We start from the raw sequence: 15,373 nt of genomic DNA on the forward strand, positions 1-15,373 counted from the left end.
TTCGGGTTTTTGCTTACCTGCGTTGCACAATAGACGCATGAACGAAAACCAGTCCGCCACTAACACCACCGTCGCCGCGTCCACCGCGTCCGGCGCAGCCGCGACCGCCAGCTCCGCAGCCGAGGCGATTTCGCGTATTCCCTCGATTATGTCCATCCAGTCGCATGTGAGCTTCGGCCACGTCGGCAACTCCGCCGCAGTGTTCCCGCTGCAGCGCGCGGGCTTCGAGGTCTGGCCGGTCCACACCGTCGCATTTTCCAACCACACCGGTTACGGCAAGTGGCAGGGCCCGCTGATTCCTGCCTCCGATGTGCGCGCTGTAATCCAGGGTATCGACGAGCTGGGCCGCCTGGGTGACGCCGACGCAGTCATCTCCGGCTACCAGGGCGGAAGCGACATCGCGGACGCTATTGTCGAGGCGGTCGCGCTGGTCAAGCAGCGGAACCCGAAGGCTATCTACTCCTGCGATCCGGTGATGGGCAATGCCAAGAGCGGCTGTCATGTCTCCGACGAAATTCCGCCGTTGCTGCGCGACAAGGTGGTTCCGGTGGCGGATGTCATCACGCCGAACCAGTTCGAGCTGGGTTACCTGACCGGGCGTGAGGTCAGCGACCTGGATTCCACTATCGCCGCAGCTCACGCTGCCCGCGAGATGGGTCCAGAGGCTGTGTTGGTCACCAGTGTGCTGCGTCCCGATGCTCCGGAGGGCACCATCGAGATGGTGGCAGTAAACGGCGTCGGTGCGTGGCTGGTGTCCACTCCGTACTTGCCGTTCAAGCGCAACGGTTCGGGCGACGTGACCGCTGCTCTGTTTGCGGGCAATCTGGTCCGTGGTGCCGGCATCGACGGTGATCTGTCCGTGGCCCTTGGCAACACGGCCGCCAGTGTCTATGAACTGCTGAAGGTGACCTACGAGTCCGGCTCTGATGAGCTGGAGCTGATCAAGGCGCAGGAGGCGTACGTGAACCCGGAGCGTCGCTTCGAAGTCACGAAGATTGCGTAGGTGATTTTCTACGAAGGTCGCGCAATCTCGCCGATGTGACCATCGGCATGTGTAGAGGTGCGTAAATTGGGGGAGGGGAAAGCGGCAGCGCTCTGTGTGCTGCCGCTTTTTGTGCCTGGTAGGCGGCGATTTCATACTTAGAGGCCTAAATAGCAGAGATTGCGCAACTGGAAAACAAGTATTCACACTGTTGAAACCGTTTCCCTTATCGATAAATAATGAAAACGATTTCTATTTTAGTTGCGCCTATCCTTAAATAAAGGGGGAACGCTATGTTCGCTACTGACCTACGTCGAAATCCCACCTTCCGCCTGCATCGAGCAGCTGCAGTCTCGGTTTCGGCTCTCGCAATCTGCGGTCTTGGCCTGACTGCCTGTTCAAACCCGGATGACAAGTCCGCCGCAGGCGGTTCCGGTGCTGACACCGAGCACACTCTTGTCCTGCTGGACAACAACGAAACCGGTGCCTACAACCCGGTGTCCGGATACAGCCGTTCGGGTGATTCGCCGGTGTACGAGGGCCTTTTCCGACTCAAGCCAGTGTCGGGTGACACCTCCACGAAGCCCGTCGACTTCGAGCCTCTGCTAGCCTCCGGTCCCGCCGAGCCGAGCAACGGCAACAAAACCTGGACCGTTCCTATCAAGGACGGCATCACCTTCTCGGATGGCACCACCTTTGGCCCGGAGGATGTCGTAGCCACCTACAAGGCAATCCTCGACGAGCGCTCTGCCTCCTCCGAGGCTCCCAATTGGGAAATGCTCGATGACGTGCGTGCCGACGGCGACAAGGTTGTCTTCGAACTGAATATCCCGTACGCAGAGTTTGACCACCAGCTTCTCAATGGTATTGCCCCGTCGGAGGCGTTCAACTTCGATGATTTGAAGCCCGCCGAGGACTCCGACCTCAACACCAAGCCCGTGGGAACTGGTCCGTTCAAGCTCGAAGCTCTGCGTGCCGACGAGGCCATCTTCACGGCCCGCGAGGATTATCACGGCGGGACCCCTGAGCTGAAGAAGGTCATCTACCGAGTCAATCAAGACGAAAACTCCCGTGCCCAGCAGCTGCGCGGCGGCGAGGGCGACGGCACCATTATGGAGCCGGCGCTGGCGCAGGAATTCGAAGGCCAGGAGGGATTCAAGGTTGAGTCGGCACATTCGGCGGACTGGCGCGGAATCACCCTGCCGGCGGGCAACCCGGTCACCGGCGACCAGGCGATTCGCAACGCCGTCAACCTGGCCGTCAATCGAGAGGCCATGGCGAAGGACGTGATGAAGGGCCACGCGAAGCCGAACTCCACCTTCCTCGCGGACTTCTACGGCGACGCCTACGACCCGACCGCTGAAATCAAACACGACACCGCGAAAGCCGAGAAGCTTCTCGACGAGGCCGGGTGGAAGAAGGGTCCGGATGGCATCCGCGTTAAGGATGGTCAGCGCGCCACATTCGATGTCATCTATTTCCCGAACCGCGATCACGCCCGCACCGATTTGACCTTGGCGACAGCTTCTGACCTGAAAAAGGTGGGCATTGAGGTCAACCCGGTAGCCCGCGACTCCAAGTCGGTTACCCGTGATGATTACGCTAAGACCCCTGTAATGCTGGGTGGTGGTGGAACGCCGTATTCGGTGGACGGTCAGATTTACTCGATTCTGCATTCGAAGTACGCCGAGCCCGGCGCTGGAGCCAAGTGGGATAACGGTTCCGACTACGTCAATCCGGAGATTGATAAGCTGCTCGACCAGGCTCGTGTCGAGTCTGATCAGTCCAAGCGTGACGAGCTCTACCGCAAGATTCAGAAGCTCTACGCTGACAAGCCTGCCATGCTGCAGCTGGTCTACGTTGACCACGTGTATGTTGAGCGCGACCGCGGTTACACGCACCCGGAGGCAATTCTCGAGCCCCATGCCCACGGCCTGAACTTCGGCCCGTGGTTCAACCTGGGGGCATGGCGTAAGTAAATGACAAAAGCCGAGTCACACCCACACCTACAACCACGCCCAGCCCCCACTGCACACCAATCCCGGTTTAGGAGCCGGAAACGGCAGGTCGCGGGGATCGTCGTAAGGCGAGTGGCGGTCGCAATTCCCATTCTGGTGATAGTGACGGCCGCGGTATTCGCACTAGCGTCGGTAAGTCCCTTCGACCCCCTCGATGCCTACCTCAAAGGGCAAGCGGGTAACTTAACCGACGCGCAGAGGGCCTCCATTTCTCATCAGCTGGGTCTGGACCGCTCCTGGTGGGAGTCGTGGCTCGTGTGGCTGCAGGGCCTGGCAACAGGAGACCTCGGCATCTCACGGTCCTACTCGCAACCGGTCACGCAGGTGCTTGCCGAGCGCCTACCCTGGACGATGCTACTCGGCGCCTGCGGGCTAATCGGTGCCATTGCTCTAGCGTTCGTGCTAGCCCTGTGGTCTGCAGTGCGTCGAGGGGGAGCGGTGGATCGGCTGGTCCTATCGGTCTCGACGGTAATCCAGGCGACTCCACCCTTCGTCGTTGCGCTCGGCGGGCTCGGCGTATTTGCCTTAGCCTGGAAGCTGTTTCCCACCGGAGGCTTGACCTATCCGGGGCAGCCGGTGACCTTTTCCTCTACGCTGGCGCACCTTACGCTGCCGGCGGTCGTCCTTGCAATCACGCAGGTACCATGGCTGGTGTTGTCGCTGCGCGAATCCATCGTCGAGGTCATGGATTCCGGCGCGGTCACCGGTGCGCAGGTCCGCGGAATCCCGCGCCGGACAATCATCTTTTCCCATATTCTGCCCACCGCAGTGCCGCCCTTCCTTGCTCTGATTGGCGCTCGTCTGTCGGAGCTGGTCGTCGGCTCGACGCTTGTAGAAGCGGTTTTCGCGTGGCCGGGACTGGGAACCGCACTGGTCAAATCGGCTCAGAGCTTAGACTTTCCGCTGCTGAGTATTCTTACCATCGCGACAACGGGCATCGTCTTGCTCGGTAACTTGCTTGCCGACGTCGCCTTCGTCGTCCTCGATCCACGGGTGGAAGCAGATGCTTAAAACGACAAATCGCAAGCACATCAAAACGGCACTGCCCGCCCCCGTGACTCCAATAGTGGCTGTGGTGTGCCTTGTTCTTATTGCCGCCTATGCCTTTCTAACTCCGCTGCTCAACGACTCGGATTTGGTTCTCACCGACTTTGCCAATTCCGGTGTCGCCCCCGGTGCTGAGCATTTCTTCGGTACCGACTCCAAAGGCCACGACATCTTCGTTCGTGTCGCCGCTGGCATGCGGATTTCGCTGTTCATTGCAATTGTTACGGCGGTGTGCTCGGCGATTGTCGGCATCGTCCTCGGTGTTACCGCCGGTATGGTTGGAGGGCGAGTCGACCGTGTCATCATGCGCAGCGCGGATGTTACCAATGCATTGCCGCACCTGCTGCTGGGCCTGCTGATTGTCAGCCTCTTCCGCGGTTCCGTCCCGGCAATAATCATTTCTTTGGTGCTGACCCACTGGGTCACTATCACCCGAACGGTCCGCGCATCCGTGCTGCACCTGCGGAGCGCCGAGTTCGTTGAGGCCGCGCTTCTGTCCGGAATGAGTCGCGTTCGCGTGCTGGTTCAGCACGTCGTCCCGGCGGCGCTCGGGCAGTCCCTCGTCGGCCTTATCCTGCTGATTCCGCACGCAATTTGGCACGAGTCTACGCTGTCATTCCTTGGGGTGGGGCTGCCCCCGCACAAGCCCTCCCTCGGCACTCTGCTTGCCGACGCCGAGGGTGCCCTGCTCCTGGGACATTGGTGGATTTTGGTGTTTCCCTCGTTCTTCCTCGTTGCGACCACGTTGTGTATTGCGGCCGTCGGCACGCATTTGAAGGAACGGGTGACCGGACAGGAGGTGCTGGTATGAGCGCTCGGGCAGGAGCCGACAAGCGTGAGAAGCTGCTGGAAATTGACGAGCTCACCGTTCGGATTCCACTGCGCGGCGGCGACGTGGTTCACGCCGCGACTGATGTGTGCCTGACGGTGCACAGAGGCGAGGTCGTTGCAGTGGTGGGCGAGTCTGGGTGTGGTAAGTCCATTATCGCCTCGGCGGTGGTTGGCATGCTGCCTCCGCACGCGAGTGTGGAGGGCAGGGTGCGTTTCTATCCCCACGGCAAGACAGAGAGCGGCGGAAGCGGTGTAGACGGGGGTGCTGAGCCTATCGACATTCTTGCTCGGCGGAGGATGGGCGCAGGTTTGGCCCGCACTGACAAGGAGCTGGCGGGGCGGAAGATTGCGCTGGTGCCGCAGTCGGCAGCGACGTTTTTAACGCCCGTGCGCACTGTTGGAGCACAGCTAAAAGAGACTATTTCCGTCCTAGGTAGTGAACACACGGTGGAGGGGCTGATGCGGCGCGTCAAGCTGGACGCGGATGTTGTTGCACAATACCCCCACGAGCTTTCCGGAGGTATGGCGCAGCGCGCCGCAGTGGCATTTGCTCTGGCCGGGGATCCCGAATTGGTGATTGCCGACGAGCCGACAGCCTCTCTAGACCCCGACCTGACGATGACACTGCTGGGTATGCTTCGCGAGATTGCTGACAGTGGGGTGGGAGTCATGCTCATTACGCATGACATTTCTGAGTTGCGCGACAGTGGCATCGCCGATTGGATCTCGGTGATGTACGCCTCGCGTTTCGAAGAGACGGGACCGGCTCAGCAGGTACTGGAGGCCCCTGCCAGCGCATACATGCGTGATCTGCTGGCAGCGTTACCCGAAAATGGCATGCGCCCCATGCCTGGCGTGGTGCCGTCGCTGACGAATTTGGATGAGGACTACTGCTACGCGCGCAGGCTCGAGGAGGCTGGCAGGTGAGTGACAAGGCACTGGTTGCGGAACATATCTCAAAGTCCTTCGGAGCCACGGATGGTTCGGCAAAAGATGTTTTGATGGATGTGTCGCTTCGAGTTGAACCGGGGCAGATTGTCGGGTTGCGCGGCCCCTCGGGAGTCGGCAAGTCCACGCTTGGGCGCATCCTCGCAGGGCTAGAGGTGCCAGATGCCGGCCGTTGCCTCTGCGACGGAGTTCAGATCGAAGCGGTACGCAGCCGCGCTGGTCAGCGCGTTCGAGGTCGGATTGGGATGGTGTTTCAATCTCCCCGCAGATCGTGTGATCCGCGGATGACCCTGGGGCGTACGATTCGCTCGGCCTTGCGGCAGGGCGAGCGCGAAGACATCGCCGGGCTTATTCAGAAGGTTGGCCTGACACCGGATCTGTTGGACCGATTCCCCAGCCAGGTCTCCGATGGGCAGCTCCAACGCGCTGCCGTTGCCCGCACCCTGGCGGCACGCCCGCGCTATCTCGTCTGTGATGAGATGACCGCGATGCTTGACGCTGCCAACTCCGCAGCAATCGTCGAGGTCATCCGTGGCTTCGCCGCCAATGGCGGTGGCGTACTCATGATTAGCCATGAACACAGGCTTCTCGACGCCGTGTGCGACCGCGTCGTACAGCTAGACGGCGATATGAGAGCTAACGTCATTCAGTTTTAACAATGGCTACCCTAAAACGTTAAGCGTAGGGTAATCTTCTCGTCGGGTTGGGCGGTGCCACAGGAGGGCAGTGCTCGCGTTGTCCAGTGGCGCGTGCTCTGTGAGACCTTGTTTGACGTCTCATAACTCGTTCGCGCATCGCTCCAACCTCCAACCGAGTTCCTGCAAGAACCGACCGACGAGAACGAGTGATGAAAGCGTGACCTACCGTGATGTTTATTCGCTTGCATTGCCAATCGCGGGCGTACAGCTGGCTGGGGTCGCGTTGACAACCACCGATGTGTTGATGCTGCAGACCCTTGGCGTGATAGCAATTGCCGGCGGAGGACTTGCGATGCAGTTCTACAACCAGGTCCGCACCATGTGTGTGGGGATGGTCACTGCCGGCGGCAACCTAGTAGCCGAGGCAGCATCGGAGTGGGAAAAGACCGGTGACGACGCTGCAGCAGAGCGGATTCGTCAAGCCGTGCGCAGCTGCATGTTGGTTGGCACTGTGACCGCCACAATCGGTGGTCTCATTGTGGTCTCCCTGGGCGTACTAGCGCTGGTGTTGCCAATCCACGAGTCCGTCGCCCATCTCGCCTTTGCAATGACGGTTGCCCTCGCGCCGGGGCTGCTGCCGATGATGTGGTTAAACGTCTTGCGCCAGTTCGCGGTCGGCATGCGCCGTCCTGGATCCCTGCTGGTTGTTACTCTCGTATCAATTGCCGTCAACGCTGCGCTCAATGCCGCATTCCTGTGGCTGGCCAGCGTAAACGGTTGGGGAGCAGTCTGGGGGCTGGCGGGCATCGGCTTTTCCACGACATGTGTCCAGGTCTTCACGCTCCTGTCCTTCGCCGGGCTGGTCCGAAAGGACCGGCAGCTGCGACGATTTTTCGCTGTTATTCCGAGACCGGGCGACGCGGTATGTGTGAGTCGCATTGTCCGGCTTGGGGTCCCAGTGTCGCTGACCTACGGCTCAGAAGCCGCAATTACCACCATTGCAGGAGTCGCCATGGGATTGGTCAGTCCGGCCATGTTAGCGGCGCACACTGTCGTCAATCAGATTGCCTACATCGTCTACCAGGTCTGCATCGGATTTTCGCACGGTGGGTCGATTTTGGTCAGCCGCGCTCGCAGCGCTGGGGCTGAGGCCGTGAAACGGGTTGCGCGGCGCGTCCTCGTTTCCGTGGTCACCTACCTCGGCGCTATCGGATTGGTGTGGCTGCTGTGGGGCAAGTACGTCGTCGGGCTTTTCCTCGCAGATACAAATCCGGACGTTGTTCACATCGCCACGGTTCTGCTCTGCCTTGCAGTGCTTCAGCAACTCGCCAAGGGAGGCCAGAACGTACTCGTGGGACTCCTGCGTGGGCTGCGCGACACCAAGTCCGGCCTCACCGCGACGCTATGGGGCTACTGGGTGGTGGGCGTTCCGGCACTGCTATTTTTTGGTCTTGGCCTGCGTTGGGAAGGCTATGGCGTTTGGACTGGCCTTATCTTGGGATTCTCCACTACGGCAGGCCTGCTCTATCTCTCTTTCCGACGTCACCTCCAACGCGTAAATTCCGCGTGATGTCTTTAAGTTGTCTCACGCCCTCACCCAGAATTTCACCGAACCAGCCTTTGAATTGACAATGTGTCTCCTTCTTCGAAGGGGCCCATGAGGAGTTGAAAGCGCCGTCACATGACTGCGGGCTCCGGAAAGACAAATATGAAAGCTAGTTCTCCTTTTTCCGCAAATGTTGTGCTGCGCGAAGCGTCTGCAAAGATGATTTTCGCGGCACTCCTAGCCGTATCACTGGTCCTTTTAGCGGCCTGTTCCGGTGGGAATGAAGGCGCTTCCGCTGGCGGCGAAAAACGCACCGTCGTCGATGCGCTTGGCCGAGAGGTTAACGTCCCGAAGAATGTTGAGCGGATCTTGATGGGTGGGCAAAAAATGCTCTACACCACGGCACTTCTCAATCCGGAAAATCCCACTGAGAAGATTGCCGCGTGGCCGGAGGATCTTAAGGAAAACGACAAAGCCACCTACGACCGGTATGCCGAGAAGTTTCCGCAGATTAAGGACATCCCGACCACGGGGGAAGTCTACAACAACACAATGTCTCTCGAGCAGGCGCTTGAGTCGCGTCCCGATGTCTTCGTCGTCAATGCTGGCGTTTTCGACGCAGCTAAAGACGCCGGCATTGTCGATGGGCTAGAAAAGGCAGGCGTGCCGACGGTAACCGTCGACTACTTCATCGACCCGGTAAAGAACACGGTGCCCAGCATCCGAATGATGGGACAGCTCTTGGGGCGTGAAAAGCAGGCTGAGGACTTCATCACGTACTACGAGCAGAAGGTTCACAGTGTCACGGATCTCCTCGCCGAGAAAAAGCCGACACCAACGCCGACCTTTTTGTGGCGCGCACCTGGCTACTTCGACTGCTGCTCGACCTTCGCGAAGTCCAATCTGGCACAGATCGTCAACTTTGCCGGAGGCAAAAACCTCGGTGATGACATGATCGATGCGAAGCAGGGGCAGGTATCCCCAGAGGCCCTGGCCGGAAAGAATCCCGAGGTCATCATTGCTACGGGCGCGGATTGGGATCAGGGCAAGACCCCGGTTAAGGAAGGGGCCTACGTTCCGCTGGGTTATTCGGAATCGAAGCCGGAGGCGCAAAAGGCGCTAGGTGAGGTCGTCGGCAAGCAGCCCGCTGTGCGTGAGGTCAAAGCGGTGAAGAACAAGCGCACCTTCGTCGCGTGGCACCATTTTTACGATTCGCCCTATAACTTCCTGGCGGTTGAGATGTTTGCAAAGGCAATGCATCCAAGCCTATTTAGTGACATTGATGTGGACCGAGAAGTACGTGATCTCCACGACAAGTTCCTGCCAGTCGAGGCTACCGGAACCTTCTGGGCTGGACTGGAGTGATACCTATGGCGCAGGATCGGCAAGAGTGTCAGCCAATGCATTGGTACCGGCGTGCGGCGCGGAAGAAGTGGGCGATAATCGCGCTGATTGCTTTGGTGCTGGCCATGGCGTCGCTTGCGGACTTTCTGCTCGGAGGTGGCAGCATGCCCGCGCGTGATGTTCTGTATACGCTGCTGCACCCAACCAGCGCTCGGCCCATTGACCATCAGATTGTTTTTGAGATCCGGCTTCCCATGACGGTAACTGCGGTACTCATCGGAGTGGCGTTGGCTGCAGCGGGCTCACAGATGCAGACTATTTTGGGAAATCCGCTGGCTGAGCCGTACACCTTAGGCGTGTCCGCTGCAGCGGGCTTCGGTGCAGCTCTTGCTGTGGTTACGGGTTTTGCGTCGGAAGGGCTTGGCGCAGTTTTTGGTATGGCCGGAACCGCGTGGGTTTTCGCGATGCTGGCGTGTGCCGCAATCTTGATTTTCTCGCGGTTCCGCGGCCCCGGTGTGGAAGGCATGATTTTGCTTGGTATTGCCATCGTGTTCTTCTTCGATGCGCTGCTGGCACTAATGCAGTACTTGGCATCAGAAACGCAGCTTGAACAGGTGGTGTTCTGGACCATGGGCAGCCTGACTCGTGCCAATTGGGTCCAGATTGGCCTGCTCGCGGTGATAACTGTGTTTGGTCTGCTCTTCTTCTATAGGAATGCATGGTCGCTGACTGCGTTTCGAATGGGCGATGACCGTGCCCGCTCCCTCGGCATTGACGTCGCTAGAATGCGTGCATTAACGCTGGTTGTGGTTTCTTTTATGGCCGCCACCGCAGTGTCGATGGCCGGCACGATTGGCTTTATCGGCCTGGTGGGCCCGCATGTGGCGCGACTGCTGGTGGGGGAGGAACAACGATATTTTCTCACCGCGTCGGCGCTTACAGGGGCTCTGCTCCTGGTTGCGGCATCGGCAGTGTCGAAGGCGATTCAGCCCGGCGTGATTTTGCCCGTGGGGATCATCACCGCGATTGTGGGCGTGCCGGTTTTCGTCGCCATTATTGCAGGGCAAAGGAGGGAAGCGTGGGCAGGTTAGGTACTTGTAGTTCGGATCTTGCCGACAAGGGGGTAGACACCGGCGAAACTAGGGACAAAAGAGCTGCTCATGCTCGCAGCAGAGTCAGCTGTCAGGCACGCGGTGTGACCTTTTCCTATGGGAACCGGAAAATCCTAGACCAGGTAGATATTGGACCGCTGGCGCCGGGCAGTGTGACCGCGCTCGTAGGCCCCAACGGGACTGGTAAATCGACTCTGCTCAGGTGCCTTGCCGGATTGGAATCTTGCACTGGCGAAGTCGCCATGGATTCCGTGCTTTACCTGCCCCAAGATCCACCGCCACTGAGTTCTTTGACTGTGTATGAGAGTGTGCTGCTAGCTAGACAGCAATCGTTTTCGGGATTTGCGGGGCTGCGTATCAGTTCAAAAGTGCGTGCCGACGTCGAGGAGACCCTCGACCAACTAGGACTAAGCGTGTTGGCCTCTCGGATGATGTCGCAGCTTTCCGGCGGGCAACGGCAATTGGTGAGCTTCGCGCAGGCCGTCGTCAGGCGTCCAGAGGTCTTGCTTCTCGACGAGCCCACCAGCGCCCTCGATCTGCGCAATCAGCTGATGCTTCTGGAACAGGTCCAAAAAAATGCCCGGCAGCTGCCATGTGCTGTTGTCATGACATTGCACGATCTTGCCCAGGCAGCTCGATTTTGCAGTCAGGTGCTGGTGATGTCGAAAGGGCGGATATACAGTCAGGGCAAACCGGAGGAGGTTATCACCGATCAGATGCTGCGTGAGGTCTATCAAGTGCATGGCTCTGTGTTATCGACAGCTGACGGCGGCCTGGCTGTCGAGGTAGGGGAGGCGATTTAGGTTTTGTTTCCCACGGGGGCGGGGCGGTAGCTCGGCTAGCAAAGGGATCCTGTAGTGATGCCCCCCCCTGCTCGCGCTGGCACTAACAGGCAGCGATGCTCACTAAAAACACGTCATTGTACTGCCTTTTGTTGGGTGTGGTGGTCGCGGGCATAAAATAACCCCGGTCCTTCGGCGATAAGCCGAAATATGAAGTTTCGAGAATGCGTGATGAGGAGTGCCCCAGTGGAATACAGCGTTTTTGATTTGTTGATGGACGTGGGGCTGATCTCCGTCCTGCTCATTGTGGGAACGTTCATGCGCCGACACTTCAGATGGTTTCGTAATCTGCTGATTCCCGCGCCGATTACCGCAGGCCTGCTCGGCCTGTTGCTCGGACCGGAGGTGCTGGGAATCATGCCATTCTCATCTGCCCTCGGTAGCTACTCCACGCTGCTCATCGCGGTGGTATTCGCTGCCATGCCGTATTCGATGACTTTTGCCTCTCGAGATATTTCCAAAGCGAAGAACATGTGGGCGTACTCAGCTGCGATGTTTTTAGGGCAGTGGGGCATTTTCGTCCTTCTCGGCATACTGGTATTCGCGCCGCTGTTCGGTACTGATGACTGGTTCGGGATGATTCTTCCCGTCGGTTTCGTCGGTGGCTTTGGTACTGCGGCAGCTGTCGGTGGCGCACTGGATTCCATCGGTATCCAGGAAGCCGCATCCCTGGGCTTTACCGCCGCTACGGTTGGAACGCTGGCTGCGATTGTGGGCGGAATCATCTTCGCAAACTGGGGTATCAAAACAGGCCGCACTTCTACTCTTCCGGAGAAGCTGCCATGGGAGCTGCGCTCGGGTGAGATTACGAAGAAATCTAGGCAGCCGTCAATTGGTAATGCGACGACCAATCCATCCTCCATTGAACCGTTAGCTCTGCATGCGGGTTTCATCGCGGTGACGGTGACCATCGCATACATTATCCAGCAGTTGATTCAGGATTATTTTGAGAACGTCTCCATCCCGCTGTTCGCTCTGTCTTTCGTGGTTGGCATTGGTGGCCGTATCTTCCTCAACATCATTAGGCGGCCGGAGTACCTAGATCCCACGACTGTGAGGTCTATCTCTGGCGCATCTACGGATTTCCTCATCGCCTTCGGTGTGGCCTCGATTGTGCCGACCGCAGTAGCTAGCTACTGGGTTCCGTTGCTTATCCTGTTTGCCCTGGGGGTGGTGTATTGCACGCTGTTCTTCTTCGTGGCTTCACCACTCTTCTTCGGCGAAAAGTGGCTAGAGCGTGGCATCTTTGGCTGGGGATGGTCAACTGCTGCGGTGGCAACTGGTATCGCGCTTTTGAAGATTGTCGACCCGGAGCTAAAGTCCGGTGCCCTGAACGAATACGGCATCGCATATGTGGGCTACGCGCCGATTGAAATTGCCGTCAATATTTTCGCGCCAATTGCCGTCATCGCAGGTTTCACGCTGGGTTTCGGTGCGATTACTACGGTTGCCGCAGTGGTGATTTTCTTGATTCCGTTCTTCCTCGGTTGGCGGCCGGGTAGGGGAGAAAGGGGCGTTAGGAAGGGTAGAACAGCTGCTGCCAACGCTTAAGTCGCGCTCGTTTCCACAAGCCGGGTCATCCAGCTGCATACCACCCCGTTACGCATTCGCCCCCCAAGGTTCCGCTTGTCATGGGGCGTATTAAACAACGGAAAACAGCGCAGGTAGCCAAGCGGGGCAACTATCGCAAAGCGACCTCATGACCAGGCGAAAGAAGGGGCAAAGGGCCTGCTAATGAGGTAAACGCCTCTAGTAGTAGAAGGGAAACTCGTCCCAGTTCGGGTCGCGCTTTTCCAGGAAGGCCTCCTTGCCCTCAACGGCCTCATCTGTCATGTAGGCCAGGCGCGTTGCTTCACCTGCGAAGACTTGCTGGCCCATGAGGCCGTCGTCGGTGAGGTTGAAGGCGAACTTCAGCATGCGCTGCGCAGTTGGGGACTTGCCGTTGATCATGCGGCCCCACTCGACGGCGACGTCCTCCAGTTCGCCGTGATCGGCGACCTCGTTAACGGCGCCCATGCGGTGCATCGTCTCAGCATCGTAGGAGCGGCCGAGAAAGAAAATCTCGCGGGCGAACTTCTGGCCGACCTGCTTTGCCAGGTACGCCGAGCCGTATCCGGCGTCGAAGGATCCGACGTCGGCGTCGGTCTGCTTGAAGCGGGCTTCTTGGCGCGACGCCAGGGTCAGGTCGCATACCACGTGCAGGGAGTGACCGCCGCCGGCAGCCCAACCGTTGACCACGGCAATGACAACCTTGGGCATGGTGCGAATCAGGCGCTGCACTTCCAGGATGTGGAGGCGTCCGCCCTCGACTTTCGCACGCGCCTCATCGACGCTGGAGGCGTCGGCATGCACTACGTCGGAGTCGTGTGAGGTGGCGTACTGGTAGCCCGAGCGGCCACGAATGCGCTGGTCACCGCCGGAGCAGAATGCCCAGCCGCCGTCCTTCGGCGAGGGGCCGTTGCCGGTCAGCAGCACCACGCCCACGTCCGGTGTGCGGCGCGCGTGATCGAGGGCGCGGTAGAGCTCGTCGACTGTGTGCGGGCGGAATGCGTTGCGAACCTCCGGGCGGTCAAAGGCAATGCGCACGATGCCGTTGACACGGCCCTCGCCGGCGTGGCGGTGGTAAGTGATGTCTGTTAGGTTCTCGAAGCCATCGACGGTCTTCCACTGCTCGGGACGGAATGGATTGTCGGTGGAGTATTCACGGTTTTCGGTGTGTGCCATGTGTTTTAGTGTGCCACGTGTTTGGCGTTACTTTGGGTGGCGCGACCGGCGCACCCCAATCCGCCGCTGCCTCTAGCATGAGAGTTATGTCCGCCAACGCCAACAATCCCTCCAGCCTCACGCCGAAGCCCTCCCTCGACGACATCCTCTCCCGCGCTCACGTCGTCGCGCTTCCGATGGCTGTGAAGTTCCGCGGTGTCACTACCCGCGAGGCCCTCCTAATCGACGGCCCCGCCGGATGGGGCGAGTTTGCCCCCTTCCTCGAATACGATGCCCGAGAGTCTGCCACGTGGCTGCGCTCGGCTATCGAGTGCGCCTATTTTGGCCTGCCCACTCCGCTTCGCGATTCGGTCGAGGTCAATGCCACCATTCCTTCGGTATCGCCGGGTGAGGTTCGCAACGTCGTAAAGCGCTACCCGGGCTGCCGCACTTTCAAGGTCAAGGTTGCGGAGCGTGGTCAATTGCTTGCCGACGACATCTCCCGCGTCCACGCCGTGCGCGTAGCGGTGCGGGATCTCTACGGGATTGAGCCGGTTATTCGCGTTGATGCGAACCGTGGGTGGAGCGTGGCCGAGGCGATTCGCGCAGCTCACGAGTTAGGCGAGTTGGAGTACATGGAGCAGCCCGTGGCAAGCGTTGCGGAGCTGCGCCAGGTTCGCGATGCCGTGGGGGATTTCTGCCGGGTGGCGGCGGATGAGTCGATACGCAGGGCGGACGATCCGTACCTGGTCGTGCGGGAGAAAGCTGCGGACGTCGGCGTGATGAAGGTCGCGCCGCTTGGCGGTCCGCGGCGCCTGCTGCGCCTGGCGGGGGAGTTGTCGTTGGACGTCACGGTCGCCAGTGCCTTGGACACCGGGGTGGGGATTGCGGCGGGGCTGTACACGGCGGCGGCGCTGCCTGCGACTGCGACGCAGCCCATGCCCGCCGCAGCTGGTCTGGCCACGTCCTCGCTGTTTGTGGAGGATGTTATCGAGCCGCGCCCCCTCGTCGATGGCCGCCTTCCGGTGGCGAATCCTGTTCCGGACCCCGCACGCCTGGCGGAGCTCGCTGCGAGCCACGAGCGCCGCGATTGGTGGTTCGAGCGCGTGCGTCAGTGCTATCCGTTCCTGTAGGACAGCCCCTAGGGAAGGTTTAGGAATTTTTCTTTTGAGGGTTCCCTAAACAACGTTCATGCCTTAGTGTTTGTATGACTACGCAACAATGCAGTGAGTTGGGTGGGTTTTCAGCCGTGCAACCGCACTTAGCCCCAGGAGGGCCACCATGACAAACACGCTAAACCGGCCAAGCACGCGAACGCGGCCAGTCCGGCCAGACGAACCAACAGCGCCGAACGCGTCGACC

General features: G+C 59.6%; 13 protein-coding genes. 12 read left to right on the forward strand and 1 reads right to left on the reverse strand.

The features are described from left to right. The first annotated feature begins 148 nt into the window (after window positions 1-148). From pdxY to CLAC_RS01630, 11 genes are all read left to right on the forward strand, one after another. On the forward strand, window positions 149-1,003 hold the full coding sequence (pdxY, locus tag CLAC_RS01580) for a pyridoxal kinase PdxY (protein WP_053413183.1): 855 nt from the start codon (window positions 149-151) through the stop codon (window positions 1,001-1,003). 272 nt (window positions 1,004-1,275) lie between these two features. Further along, the gene (locus CLAC_RS01585; RefSeq protein WP_053411415.1) at window positions 1,276-2,961 is read left to right on the forward strand and encodes an ABC transporter substrate-binding protein; all 1,686 of its coding nucleotides are present in this window, start codon (window positions 1,276-1,278) and stop codon (window positions 2,959-2,961) included. Between the two features lie 111 nt (window positions 2,962-3,072). Continuing rightward, window positions 3,073-4,011, forward strand: a complete 939-nt coding sequence (locus CLAC_RS01590; RefSeq protein WP_245621930.1) for an ABC transporter permease — start codon at window positions 3,073-3,075, stop codon at window positions 4,009-4,011. Beyond that, a complete protein-coding gene (locus tag CLAC_RS01595) occupies window positions 4,004-4,858 on the forward strand; it encodes an ABC transporter permease (RefSeq protein ID WP_053411416.1) in 855 nt (284 codons plus the stop codon). Before CLAC_RS01590 ends, CLAC_RS01595 begins: the two co-directional genes overlap by 8 nt. After that, window positions 4,855-5,805 (forward strand): ATP-binding cassette domain-containing protein, encoded by a 951-nt coding sequence (locus CLAC_RS01600; RefSeq protein ID WP_053411417.1) that lies wholly within the window; start codon window positions 4,855-4,857, stop codon window positions 5,803-5,805. Before CLAC_RS01595 ends, CLAC_RS01600 begins: the two co-directional genes overlap by 4 nt. Continuing rightward, a complete protein-coding gene (locus CLAC_RS01605; RefSeq protein WP_245621931.1) occupies window positions 5,802-6,482 on the forward strand; it encodes an ABC transporter ATP-binding protein in 681 nt (226 codons plus the stop codon). Before CLAC_RS01600 ends, CLAC_RS01605 begins: the two co-directional genes overlap by 4 nt. 199 nt (window positions 6,483-6,681) lie before the next feature. Then, window positions 6,682-8,034: an MATE family efflux transporter gene (locus CLAC_RS01610; RefSeq protein WP_053411418.1), complete on the forward strand. Its 1,353-nt coding sequence runs from the start codon at window positions 6,682-6,684 to the stop codon at window positions 8,032-8,034. Between the two features lie 195 nt (window positions 8,035-8,229). Further along, window positions 8,230-9,375, forward strand: coding sequence for an ABC transporter substrate-binding protein (locus tag CLAC_RS01615; protein ID WP_245621932.1), 1,146 nt, complete (start codon window positions 8,230-8,232; stop codon window positions 9,373-9,375). Between the two features lie 35 nt (window positions 9,376-9,410). Beyond that, complete coding sequence (locus CLAC_RS01620; protein WP_245621933.1) at window positions 9,411-10,445, forward strand: FecCD family ABC transporter permease; 1,035 nt, start codon at window positions 9,411-9,413, stop codon at window positions 10,443-10,445. A gap of 104 nt (window positions 10,446-10,549) precedes the next feature. Next, window positions 10,550-11,269, forward strand: a complete 720-nt coding sequence (locus CLAC_RS01625) for an ABC transporter ATP-binding protein (RefSeq protein WP_053413187.1) — start codon at window positions 10,550-10,552, stop codon at window positions 11,267-11,269. Between the two features lie 210 nt (window positions 11,270-11,479). Next, the gene (locus tag CLAC_RS01630) at window positions 11,480-12,859 is read left to right on the forward strand and encodes a sodium/glutamate symporter (protein ID WP_425388799.1); all 1,380 of its coding nucleotides are present in this window, start codon (window positions 11,480-11,482) and stop codon (window positions 12,857-12,859) included. A 198-nt stretch (window positions 12,860-13,057) separates the two neighbouring features. Here the strand turns inward: CLAC_RS01630 and CLAC_RS01635 are convergent, their stop codons facing one another. After that, window positions 13,058-14,032, reverse strand: coding sequence for a 1,4-dihydroxy-2-naphthoyl-CoA synthase (locus CLAC_RS01635; RefSeq protein WP_053411421.1), 975 nt, complete (start codon window positions 14,030-14,032; stop codon window positions 13,058-13,060). 77 nt (window positions 14,033-14,109) lie between these two features. Between CLAC_RS01635 and CLAC_RS01640 the strand changes: the two genes are divergently transcribed. Then, window positions 14,110-15,144, forward strand: coding sequence for an o-succinylbenzoate synthase (locus CLAC_RS01640; protein ID WP_053413188.1), 1,035 nt, complete (start codon window positions 14,110-14,112; stop codon window positions 15,142-15,144). The last annotated feature ends 229 nt before the right edge of the window (window positions 15,145-15,373 follow it).

This window comes from Corynebacterium lactis RW2-5 (assembly GCF_001274895.1).
Lineage (GTDB): Bacteria > Actinomycetota > Actinomycetes > Mycobacteriales > Mycobacteriaceae > Corynebacterium > Corynebacterium lactis.